Here is an 11,603-nt window from a genome sequence, read left to right on the forward strand (position 1 = left end):
AGGGTAAGGAGCGTCTTGTGAAAATCATAACCGGCGGACAAACAGGCGTTGATATGGCGGCTTTCCAGTTCGCTTTGGAAAACGACATTCCCTATGGCGGCTGGGTTCCGAAAGGCCGCTTGAATGAGGCGGGCCGCATTCCGGATCGCTTCTCTGGTTTGAATGAAACACAGTCCGCGGATGTCGCCGAACGCACTAAGCTGAACGTTTTGGCCTGTGACGCTTTGCTGGTGTTTGTGGATGGATCGACCAGTCCGGGAACGCAGTTGACGATCGATTTTGCGCAAGAGATCGGAAAGCCTTATCTGGTCGTTGATCTAGGGCAGGGGCTTGAGGCGTGTGCGCGCCAAGTAAAGCAATGGGTCATGGCGAGGCCTATTACGATATTGAACATCGCTGGCCCCAGAGAAAGTGAAGCCCCCCAGATCGGAGCCAAAGTGACAGCGATCTTACGTCAATCGATTTTGCCCCAAAGCCCCGAGGCATAGCCAAACTTTGGTTCCGGCTATACGACGTTTCGCCAGTAGGCGCGGCACCCGACGGTTGCTAGGGTTGGGACAACCAGATTGCGAAGGCCAAGTTTCATGTTTGCAAAAACCGCCGGACAGATTGATTTTGACAAGGTCCTGATCGTCGATGACCATCCACTGTTTTGTGATGCTTTGTCGATGACGCTGCAAAGTGTCACTCGTATCGGTGAAATCCACACCGCAGATCGATTGGAAAACGCGATTGCTCTGATTGCCGGTGGGTTGCGACCAGATGCGGTCATACTGGACCTCAACCTGCCGGATGTGGACGGGCTTGAAGGTTTGGTGCGTGTCAAAGCGGCCACCGATGCACCGGTCATCGTGGTGTCGTCGATTTCAGAGAACCGTGTGATCAGTCAGGTGATCCGTGCGGGTGCCTCAGGTTATGTCCCCAAGCACAGCCAGCGAGACGTGTTTCGTACAGCTTTCGAGACAGTTCATTCCGGAGACGTCTTCGTGCCAGACGGTTTTGCACTGATTGACGACGATGCGGATACCGAACACAGCGACGCCGCCAATCGGCTTGCCACTTTGACCAATCAGCAATCGCGCATTCTGCAGCTTATCTGTGAAGGCAAACTGAACAAGCAGATTGCGTTTGATCTGTCCATTGCCGAAACCACGGTCAAGGCGCATGTAACTGCAATCATGCGTAAACTCGGCGTGCAAAGTCGTACGCAGGCCGTGCTGCTTGCCAAGAAGGCTTCTCTTGCCAGCGTCTTGCAAGAATAAGCCCTCGCGCCATATCATATGAAGACGTTGCGCTTCAGGGAGGAGGGCAGGATGAACCAAGCAGTCGGGTGGGCGACAGCTGCTGCCCGTGCGCCAGGTATCGTCAAAACGGGCTTTGTACATCGCGACACGGATCAGGCGATCGAAAAACTCGCCGGATCGTTGGGCGATGATCTTTTGTCCTTGGTTATTCTGTTCGTGAGCTCAGGCGCGGATGCGGCGGCGGTTATTTCCGAGGCAGTCGATGCTTTTGCGCCAACGCCTGTGATCGGATGCACCACAGCGGGCGAGCTTGCAGATTGCGGCTATGGCGAAGATCAGATTGTCGCCATCGGATTACCGTCTTCGCATTTCGAGGTGCGCACCCTGTTGGTGCCCGACCTTGGGAATTTCTCAGCGCAGGACATCATCGACCAGATGATCCGCAACCGTAACGAAATGGCGGCGTCCGCACCGGATTGGAAACACGAGTTTTCCTTTTTGATGATCGACGGGCTGTCGACGAAAGAGGATGCGCTGACGTCGGAACTCGCCGTTGGATTGGGGCCGGTGCCCTTGTTCGGCGGGTCCGCAGGGGACGGAACCCATTTCGGCGCGACCTATGTGTTGATGGACGGTCAGGCCATGCAAAACGCGGCGATCCTGACACAGGTTCGCACGCGCTGCCCGATCAAAGTGTTCAAGACGGATCACCTGGTACCAACGGCGCGGCGTATGGTTGTCACCAAGGCCGATCCGGCAAACCGTATCGTGCAGGAAATCAACGCCGAGCCAGCCGCGCGCGAATATGCCCGTCTACTTGGTAAAGACCCTGAACAGCTGACGACCTTTACCTTTGCGGCCCACCCGCTGGTTGTGCAGATCGGCGGCCAGCATCATGTACGGGCCATCCAGCGCGTCGCGGGCAATGGTGACCTTGTGTTCTTTTCCGCGATTGATGAAGGGCTGGTGCTGACGCTGGCTGAACCTCGGGACATGGTTTCGCATCTCGAGGAAGAAATCGCTGCGTTGACACAGGCCACCCGTCCGGACACGATCCTGGGCTGCGATTGCATCCTGCGCCGGCTGGAAGCACAGGAAAAGCAAAAGACGGGCGAGATTTCGCGACTGCTTGCCGAGAACCATGTTGTCGGGTTTTCGACCTATGGCGAGCAATTCAACTCGATCCATGTGAACCAGACGCTGACCGGCGTCGCGATTTACCCTCCGGAAGACGGGTAGGCGATGATTGAATCCCTGACCGACCCCAATGATCCGCTTGATCGGCAAAATGAAAAGCTGCTGAAAATCGTCGCGGCCCTGATGCGGCGGGTTGAAGAATCCACTGATGCCTCGGGTGCGGCTTATGCTCAGTTTCAGCGGGCGGCCATGTTGGAACAGGAAGTGCGGGCCCGGACAGATGACCTTGAGCGGGCGTTGGACTTGCTCAACGACTCGAACGCGCGCTTGGCGCAGGCCAATCAGGAAACCGAAGCCGCCCGCGCAAACCTCGCCAATGCGATCGAGGCGGTGCAGGAAGGGTTTGCGCTGTTCAACCGGGATGAAGAAATGGTCCTGTGCAATAGCCGCTTTGGCCTGCATATGCCTGACATCCAAACCAAGCTGACACCGGGGCTGCGGTTCACCGATTATGTCGGGTTGGTCAGCCAGTCCAGGTTCCTGTCCCTACCTGGAGTAGTTTCCCCAAAAGACTGGGTGCAACGACGCATGGCGCGCCATGCTGAAGATCACGTCGTCTTCAACATCCGCCTTAGTGGCAACCGCTGGATGCAGGTGTCCGAACACCGGACGCCGGATGGCGGTACCGTTATTTTGCAGACGGATGTAACCGACATCATGCGGGTCGAACGGCAGGAAAGGGATCGTATCCTAGATGACCAGGCCCGGCTGATCCGCGCGACACTGGAACATATCGATCAGGGGGTTTGTATCTTTGACAGCAAGCTGCGTCTGGTCGGGTGGAACAACCGCGCCAGCCAACTTCTGGCCATTCCCAATGCGCAATTTCAGATGGGCGCACCGTTCCAGACGTTGTTTCACCGGTTAAGCGCGACAATCAGTTTTGAGGGCGGCGTGAGCGACGCTGACCTGCTGGCCTGGGTCAATCGCTCGACCGAACGTCCGCCGCTGCAATTCCAGATGCACAGCGGTCGTGCCAAGATTTTGTCAGTCTTTGCGCAGGAAATGCCGGATCAGGGATTTGTGATTTCTTTCACTGATGTGACGGAAGACAGAAAATCCGCGCAAGCCCTGGTCGAGGCCAAGGAACTGTTGGAACAGCGCGTTGCATCGCGGACAATGGAGCTCGCGGACGCGCTGAACGAGGCAGAACGCGCGAACGCATCAAAATCGCGCTTTGTCGCGGCGGCCAGCCATGATCTGTTGCAACCTCTGTCGGCTGCAAAACTCTACGTCTCGACCTTGGGCAGTGGATTGGACAAGGCCGATGCGCGCGCAGTCGCGGTGAAAGCAGAGAGCGCCCTAAACAGTGTCGAACACATTCTTGAGGCGCTGCTGGATATTTCGAAACTGGATTCCGGGCGGGCATCGGTTCACTTATCCTCAGTCCCGGTCGGTGAGCTTTTTTCCCAGATGGAGGACGCCTTTAGGCCTATGGCGCAAGCCAAGGGGCTTGGGTTGCGATTTGTCGGCACTGATACAGTTGTCAGAAGTGATGCCAGTTACCTGCGGCGCATTCTGCAAAACCTGCTGTCAAATGCGATCCGTTACACGGAAATGGGCAGGGTTCTGGTCGGTGTAAGACGACTGGGGAAGACCGTTTCGATCCAGGTTTGGGATACAGGGATTGGGATCGCGCCAGACCAGAGAGACGTTGTTTTTCAAGAATTTAAACGTATTCATTCAGACGCCAGTGCGGCCGAAGGGATGGGTTTGGGCCTTGCCATTGTGGAGCGCGCCTGTGGTTTGCTGAAACATCCGATAAATTTGCAGTCCGAACTGGGGCGCGGAACCGTTTTTTCAATCACGGTTCCATCAGCAGGCCAGGCACGCGATGCGCTGAATAGCGGTGAGCCGTCGATACAGTCGCGCTCGGACGTGCTGCACAGGACGGTTGCCTTGCTGATTGAAAACGATGACAACCTGCGCGGCGCGCTGTGCATGACGATGGAAAACTGGGGCGTTCAGGTATTGGAAGCGGCCAGCAAAGATGAGGCGGCAAACCTGTTGCACGAGATCGGGATTTTACCGGATGTCATTGTCGCCGATTTTCAACTGGACGGCGGCAAGACCGGGACCGAAGCCATTGCCGAACTGACGCGCGAATTCGGGCAACTGCCCGGTTGCATCATTTCTGCTGATCGTTCGACCGAATTGGCCGCTTCTTGCAAGACGGCAGGCTACCTTTTGCTGCACAAGCCGATTGATGCACGAAAGCTAAAATCCGTGTTAGAGGCTTCGGTCAGTTGACAGGTCAGGGCGTTCGTTGCCTACCTACCGTTCGCATCATCTGACGGAAATAGAGCTTTGGTGCCAGACGGTTTACCAGATTGGCGATCTGTGCGATCCGCCCGACTGGGATGTAGTCTTTACGTCGCCGGTAACCTTGCAAGATTACCTGCGCCGCCGCTTCCGGCTCCATGTAGTCGATACCATCCGAGGCAGAGCCGGGACGAACGAACCCAGCGTCTGCGGCCTCCGGTCGCCCGATATTAGTCGCCACAAAGGATGGCGCGGCGATGGAAACGCGAACCCCGTGGGCGGATTCCTCGGCGCGAAGGGACTTAAAGAACCCCTCCATCGCGTGTTTGCTGGCTGCATAGGCGGTTCGATGGATGAGCGGTGCAAAACCCGCGACGGAAGAGATCGCAAGGTGCGTACCCTTGGCTTTCCTGACCGCGTCCAGAAAATCCTGAGCGCAAGAAACTGCAGCGAAATAGTTGATTTCGAACAAGTTTCGGTGCGAGCGCATATCGCTGTCCGAAAACGCGGAAATCTGCGAGACACCTGCATTGTAGATCACCAGATCTATGGAGTCCCTTGCCGCAATGATCCGGGTGCAGTTGTCTTTGCATTGATCAGCGTCGGTCAGATCACAGGCATAGGTGCTGACGTCATCCAGATTGGCAAGCGCGTCAAGTTCTTGCCCCGGTAAATCAATCAATGCGGTATGCCAACCGTCGGCCCTTAGCGCAGCGGACAATGCACGGCCCAGCCCTCCGGCTCCTCCTGTAATGACAGCGGTTGGTTTCATTGGGTAGCCTCCCACCAGCGATCGAACGCCTCGGCACTCGTGAATTTGGGGTGATAGCCGAATTCGCCTTTCAGCGCGGCGTTGTTCAACACAGGGCGATACAGAAGAAAACGCACTTGCTCTGGGCCATAACGCGACAGACGCAGCGGGCGGGCAATGGTCAGAGCGGCCCTGACCACCGCCGGAGATAGCCGACGCAACGGTTTGCTCATCTGTGATGCGATCTGTGAGATGGTCAGCGCGCCGTCGCCTGCAACATTGAAAACGCCGGCAGGCCCCTCCGTGGCCGCACGAACCAGGATATCGGCCAGATCTTCATCCCAGATGAACACAAACGGGCTGTCTGACCCTTTCAGCCCCAGCAGACGGGGTTTGTGAAACAGGGCCGTTATCTGATTTTCAACCTTTGGCCCCAGCACAGTCCCCACGCGCAGAACAACCTGTTCGAGGCCGGGCGTGGTTTGTCTGGCTTCGGCCAGCATTTCTTCGACCAGCCGCTTGTGCCAGGAATAGGCAAACTCCTGATTGCCTCGTATCGCATCCGTTTCGCGCAAGGGAACCGGGTTATCGGCATGATACCCATAAGCGGCCCCCGAAGAGGTAACCACCAGACGCTTGACCCCGGCGGCAATCGCCGCATTCAGCACATTTCGGGTACCTTCGACATCAACCTGATATTCATGGTCTCTGGTCGAGCTCGGACCGGGGGTCACGATGGACGCCAGATGAACAATGGTGTCCGGTTCTTCGGCCATAATGACGTTGAGAGGCGCGTTGCCGGTGACATCTATCCGTACGAACCGTGCATTTTTCGGCAAGTTGGCGGGTTCTTGAATATCGGTTGCGGTGATCGTGATGTCGGCACGACCGCCCAACCGATGCAACAGGGCAGTGCCCACCGCACCGGCGGCACCGGTGATCAGGATGTGGCGCATTCGAGCACCTCTCGTCTTGCGAAGAAGGCGGCCAGAGCCAACCCCGAGATTGCGTGCCAGATGCCCCAAAGTGCGGCGGCCACCGCCATTCCGCCAAGCCCTCCGAAAAAGGCGAAAATCAGGATGAGGCCAAGGCCCGAGTTCTGTATCCCAGTTTCGATTGTGACAGACCGGCGGTCGCGTTCCGACAGATTAGCGGCCGTCGCGGTCAGATACCCGCCCATAAAAGCCAGCGCGTTATGCAGGATGACGATTCCGATGATCGCGGTCGCAAAATGTCGGAAAATTCCCCAGTTCGCGGCGAGCGCCACCAGGATGAAAGTGATAAAGATCGCCATCGAGAGCCACTGCATCGGGCGGCGGATTTTATCGGCGACGGCTGTGAAGCGCGCATTGACCAGCATGCCAAGGATCAGGGGCAAGATAAGCATGAAGCCTACCGTAATGGCTACTGCGACTGGGTCGATTTCTGTCCTTTGCAGGATTTCTCGTGTTGGGGCGTAAAGATTCCCCCACAGCGCAACATTAGCGGGCGTGATGATGATCGCGCCGACGGTTGCGAAAGCTGTCATCGACACCGAAAGGGCCACGTTTCCGCCAGCACGGTGCGTCATGAAATTCGAGATGTTCCCTCCCGGGCAGGCCGCTACAAGGATCAGCCCCATCGCGACCGACGGTAGTGGATTGACCACCAGCAGCATCAGAAAGGTGAGTGCGGGTAGAACCAAAAACTGGGATGCCAGCCCAACAAGCAACGGTTTCGGTCCGCGCAGGATCCGGCGAAAGTCATCCATCCTAAGATCCAGCGCGATTGAGAACATCACGACGGCAAGGATGACGTTCAGCAGCTTTAGGTTGCCTGCATCGAAGTTCAGCGCGACATCGTCGATCCCGTTCATGACTGGGCCGCTTTCAACGCCGCGATCTGTCGGGTCACTTCACCGCGGTAGGTCGCTTTGTCGACGTAGTAAGCCATCCGGGGCAGGTCGATATAGTTCATGCCGCCGGTCGCACGTTCGAATTTTTGGGATTTGGTCGAGTGAATGGCCTTCGCGGCAGAGTTTCCGGATCTTAGTCCCGCGATGTAGCGCGCCACCATCTCGGCCTGTTCGTGCCGTCCTTGCCACCCAAGGCCTGACGCCTCGATCATTCCCAGAATGAACAGATCATCGCGGGTTGGGTGCATGCAGTTCAGGTACAGGTGCGGGGCGTCGCCCTGCCAGTTCAAGTGTGACTTATCGATGAACGGGTAGTGCAGTTTATATCCGGTCGCGGCCAGAACCATGTCATATTCAACACTGGTGCCATCACGGAAATGGACGGTCTTGCCGTCAAATCTTTCAATGTCAGGGCGCACCTTCAAATCGCCATGCCCGGCGTGGAACAGGATCAGCGAGTTGACGACGGGGTGGGACTCGTACAGGGCGTAATCTGGCTCGGGAAAGCCATATTTCTGCGGATCACCCACGAACCATTTCAGGATTGCACCGTCGACTTTTCGTTTCAGCCACATGGGCAGATTGATCTTCCCGCCCAGCGTGTCGGCCGGAACACCGAAGACGTATTTGGGTACAAAATAGTACCCCCGGCGCATCGAGATATCGCAGGACTGCCCGTGGTGAATGGCGTCAACCGCGATATCGCAGCCCGAGTTTCCGGCCCCGATGACCAGAACCCGCTTGCCTGTGAATTGCGTAGGATAACGGTAGTCCGAAGCGTGGATCAGCTCGCCTGAAAACTCTCCCTCAAACTTGGGTAGGTTGGGTTCGGACAATGTGCCGTTGGCGATCAGGATACCCGCAAAGATCTGGCAGTGCTCAGTGCCTGCCTTGTCACGCCATTTCACCTCCCATCCGCCTGCATCCAGCGGTGTGGTACTCAGGACCTCGGCACCAAAGTGATAGTGCTGGTACAGGTCAAATGCGTTTGCGAAGTCGTGGAAATACGTCTTGAGCTCGCGATGTGATGGATACTCCGCCGTTTCTTCCTGCATAGGGAAGTCGGTGAATTCGGTCATTTTCTTGGACGATATGAGGTGGGCGGTCTCGTACATCGTAGACCGAGGGGCATCGATGTTCCACAGACCACCCACATCGTCAGCCAGTTCAAATCCTTGAAATGGCACTCCCTGCTCAACAAGTGTCTTGGCCATTGCCAGACCCATGGGCCCAGCTCCGATCAGAGCAAAACACTCTTCCGGGCGGGCCTTCACCGTGACCGGCTGGCCCGCTCCGACTTGCACCTGTTCCATTCGTTTCTCCTCCTGCGACATTATTTATCTTGAACGATCGTTCGAAATAAGGCAAATTAGTTTTTGAAATGGCACAACACGCTGTAAAAGAAAGAAAAAGAGCACCTTCGCAGCGATCCATTGCGGCACGGGAGCGTATTCTTGACGCTGCGGAACTGGTCTTTGCCGAGCAGGGATTCGACGGTGCCTCGATTCGCGACATCGCCGAGCGGGCGCAGGTTCAGAAGGCCAACGTGAACTTTCACGGCGGTCCAAAGGATGAGCTTTTTGAACGCATCGTTGCGCGTCGCGCCAGTGAACTATCGCAAGAGCGCCGTGAAACCATCAGCCGATTGGAGGAGTGCGGCGATTGGGACGCCGCGGACCTGATGTCAGCCTTCATGAGGCCGTTGTTGACCCGCGCATTCAGTAATGATCCACAATGGCTGGCCTATGCGCGCATTGTGGCGATCGTTTCCGCTGATGCGCGTTGGCATGCGCTGGCGAAAACCCATTTTGATCCCGTCGCCTCGCTGGTCGTTCACAAGCTGTGCACAAAATACCCCGAGGCCGACCCGGCGAACGTTGCCGGGGCGCTGGTTTTTTCGGTGTCGTCCATGCTGGCGTTGTGCACGTCGGAATGGCGGATCAGGGCACTTTCCGGCCCTGACCAAAAACGCGACGCCGAGGGTGCAATCCGGAACCTGTTGCAGTTCTGTCATGCTGGGCTCACCGGTGTTTTGGATCCGTCCGGGTAATCCAGCGACCATCAAACAGCTTCGCCCCAACCCGCTCAACTTGAAGTTACGCATAGGACCATATCAAATGGTCCCGTGCGTTATTATCTAGTGATTAACAAAGATTAACGATTTGGAGCGTGGGGTGACATGACAGAGAAAAGGGACCGCCTGACCGCGGAGGAGGCGAGGGGTCTGCGGACGGCCAAAGAGCTTGAGGCGCATCTAGCGTGGTTGGACACGTTCACGCCCGCCGCTTTGGGTGTTTTGGCCATAGCCTCAGGTATTTACACTTACCTTGGCGTTTCATCATTGCTGGAAGACAATGGCGCGGTGACCTTCTTCGCAGCGGTCGCCTATTCGATCGCAGTGTCCGTCGGCATCTTTGTGTTCTGGAGCTATATGCTGCGCTTACTGCCGTCGATGCGCACGGCCAGCGGTTTCATAGGCCTGACGATCTCGACGATCGTTGGATCGGTTGCAATCATCGCCATGTCCAGCTGGCTTAACGCTGCTGCCCTGGCCGGCGCGGCTGCGGTCGAACAGCACCTTGAAAACACCGTGCGCGACTACCAGGCGGCGCTTGAGCAGGCGCACGACATTGCACTCAGCGGTCAGGCGCTGGGGCGCGAGGTCGAACGCGCGCGTCAAAGTTTCGAAGAACTGGCCGAGCTGGAGCAATCCGGTGATCTTTCGGGCACGGCGGGCCGTGGAGCAGTGTTTCGCGTGCTGACCCAAAAGGCCGAAGAGCTGCGCAATCTGGAAGAGCAGATCGCCAATCAACAGCCGCTGATCGAAGATGCGTTCCAGCAGGGCAACGAAATCCTCGCCCGAATGCGTGAGCTTACCGTTGCCCCGGGGCCGGTTGATCGCCGGTCGGTTCAGTTTTCCGAAGAAAGCGTCAAGCTGGCCGGCGTGATTTCGCGTCTGAACCAATACAACGTGGCGCCGCTTGTTGCGCGCGCTGCCGGGGATTTGCCGTCGTCGGTCGTGCTGCCCGAACTTGATGGGCGCAGTTCCGAGGTGCGCGATGCCCAGTCATCGACCATCAACTCGGTCCTGAACGCACTTGATCAGCGTGGCAAAACCCTTCGGACCGCTGCTGAAGAGGTTCTGGAGATCGAGCCGCCAATTGAGACGGCTTATAATCCCATTTCCAGTGCAGATGCGGTGATCAAGTATGCGCACAACTTTGTGCCGTCCTGGGCCGGAGCCATCGCAATCGACCTGCTGCCCGCCGTTCTTGTGTTCGTGCTGGCGATCACCCAAGCCGCCATCCGAAGCGGGAAGGACGGTATGAGCATTGAGGATACGCTAACGCTGTCTGACCTGCGCGCGGCCATGAATGCGATGAAAGATGTCGAGGCAACGATGGGCGTCGCAGATGCCGCAATTCTGGATCGCGCCGCGCCGAAAAAAGACGAAACATGATGGGCTTCCTGTCCCGAATTGATGTGCGCAGGGGGCTGCGATACGTGCTGGTGTTCCAGCTGGTGATCGCAGGTATTCTGATCCTGTCGGATGTGGCCGACGTTGTCTCCAACCCGTTTAAGCCAAGGGTTGAATTGCCGACCGGCCCCATCTCACCTGGGGATCAGCGGCGCGAGTACCGCACCGACCGCACCGATCCGTCGCTGTTGCCGCAGGACCAACCGCTGGATGTGCCGGTGCCTCAGAGCTTTCCCACGCGGTTGGAATTTACTGAAAAACAAGCCGGTGATCTGGGGCGGGTCCTTCTGGTGAGCGGTCAGATCGAAACAGGTGATGCTGATCGGTTCGATACTTATTTGTCCGAGATGCAAGAACAACCCGACCTGATCGCGCTGCACAGCCCGGGCGGCCAAGTGTCCGAAGCTTTGTTGATCGGCGCGCAGATACACGAGGCCGGGTTGTCATCGGCCGTACTGCCCGGCGCGGTCTGCATGTCCGCCTGTCCATATATTCTGGCAGGTGGGGTCGCGCGTATCGTGTCACTGCAAGGCATTGTCGGACTTCATCAGCATTATTATGACCAACCGCGCCTGATCCCCGTGGTCTTTGCCGTTGAAAGCATCCAAAAGGGGCAGGGCGAGACGATGCAGCATCTGATCGACATGGGTGTCGATCCTGCATTGATGTTGTATTCTCTGAACACGCCGCCGGATCAGATCTATGCCCTGGTAGAAGATGAGCTGACAAGCACCGGTATTGCAACGCAAATTCTGGAATAGCAAAAAGGACCCGACG

The 11,603-nt window shown here is 57.1% G+C and carries 11 protein-coding genes; 7 read left to right on the forward strand and 4 right to left on the reverse strand.

Annotation, left to right across the window (positions count from 1 at the left end; translation table 11 throughout):
• Nucleotides 1–17: 17 nt before the first annotated feature.
• From AC2FIO_RS00145 to AC2FIO_RS00160, 4 genes are all read left to right on the forward strand, one after another.
• The gene (locus AC2FIO_RS00145) at nt 18–488 is read left to right on the forward strand and encodes a putative molybdenum carrier protein (RefSeq protein WP_496694908.1); all 471 of its coding nucleotides are present in this window, start codon (nt 18–20) and stop codon (nt 486–488) included.
• A 96-nt stretch (nt 489–584) separates the two neighbouring features.
• On the forward strand, nt 585–1,262 hold the full coding sequence (locus tag AC2FIO_RS00150; RefSeq protein ID WP_282150869.1) for a response regulator: 678 nt from the start codon (nt 585–587) through the stop codon (nt 1,260–1,262).
• Between the two features lie 51 nt (nt 1,263–1,313).
• Nucleotides 1,314–2,483 carry an FIST N-terminal domain-containing protein gene (locus AC2FIO_RS00155; RefSeq protein ID WP_496694910.1) on the forward strand — a complete coding sequence of 390 codons (1,170 nt, stop codon included), beginning with the start codon at nt 1,314–1,316 and terminating at the stop codon, nt 2,481–2,483.
• A 3-nt stretch (nt 2,484–2,486) separates the two neighbouring features.
• Nucleotides 2,487–4,691: a PAS-domain containing protein gene (locus AC2FIO_RS00160; protein ID WP_496694912.1), complete on the forward strand. Its 2,205-nt coding sequence runs from the start codon at nt 2,487–2,489 to the stop codon at nt 4,689–4,691.
• Nucleotides 4,692–4,695: 4 nt separating this feature from the next.
• Here the strand turns inward: AC2FIO_RS00160 and AC2FIO_RS00165 are convergent, their stop codons facing one another.
• Genes AC2FIO_RS00165 through AC2FIO_RS00180 form a run of 4 tightly spaced genes read right to left on the reverse strand, consistent with a single transcriptional unit; the run spans nt 4,696 to nt 8,661 of the window.
• Complete coding sequence (locus AC2FIO_RS00165) at nt 4,696–5,475, reverse strand: SDR family NAD(P)-dependent oxidoreductase (protein WP_496694914.1); 780 nt, start codon at nt 5,473–5,475, stop codon at nt 4,696–4,698.
• On the reverse strand, nt 5,472–6,410 hold the full coding sequence (locus tag AC2FIO_RS00170; RefSeq protein ID WP_282118820.1) for an SDR family oxidoreductase: 939 nt from the start codon (nt 6,408–6,410) through the stop codon (nt 5,472–5,474). Before AC2FIO_RS00170 ends, AC2FIO_RS00165 begins: the two co-directional genes overlap by 4 nt.
• A complete protein-coding gene (locus tag AC2FIO_RS00175; protein WP_496694916.1) occupies nt 6,395–7,309 on the reverse strand; it encodes a bile acid:sodium symporter family protein in 915 nt (304 codons plus the stop codon). Before AC2FIO_RS00175 ends, AC2FIO_RS00170 begins: the two co-directional genes overlap by 16 nt.
• A complete protein-coding gene (locus AC2FIO_RS00180) occupies nt 7,306–8,661 on the reverse strand; it encodes a flavin-containing monooxygenase (RefSeq protein ID WP_496694918.1) in 1,356 nt (451 codons plus the stop codon). Before AC2FIO_RS00180 ends, AC2FIO_RS00175 begins: the two co-directional genes overlap by 4 nt.
• Before the next feature lie 68 nt (nt 8,662–8,729).
• On the opposite strand from AC2FIO_RS00180, the gene AC2FIO_RS00185 reads away from it, so the two are divergent.
• The 3 genes from AC2FIO_RS00185 to AC2FIO_RS00195 all read left to right on the forward strand — a co-directional run bounded on the left by AC2FIO_RS00185 (nt 8,730) and on the right by AC2FIO_RS00195 (nt 11,587).
• Nucleotides 8,730–9,398 (forward strand): TetR/AcrR family transcriptional regulator, encoded by a 669-nt coding sequence (locus AC2FIO_RS00185; RefSeq protein ID WP_496694920.1) that lies wholly within the window; start codon nt 8,730–8,732, stop codon nt 9,396–9,398.
• 129 nt (nt 9,399–9,527) lie between these two features.
• Complete coding sequence (locus AC2FIO_RS00190) at nt 9,528–10,808, forward strand: hypothetical protein (protein WP_496694922.1); 1,281 nt, start codon at nt 9,528–9,530, stop codon at nt 10,806–10,808.
• Nucleotides 10,805–11,587, forward strand: coding sequence for a COG3904 family protein (locus tag AC2FIO_RS00195; protein WP_496694924.1), 783 nt, complete (start codon nt 10,805–10,807; stop codon nt 11,585–11,587). The genes AC2FIO_RS00190 and AC2FIO_RS00195 overlap by 4 nt, the downstream gene beginning before the upstream one ends.
• The last annotated feature ends 16 nt before the right edge of the window (nt 11,588–11,603 follow it).

Source organism: Ruegeria sp. CDSB086 (assembly GCF_059611065.1).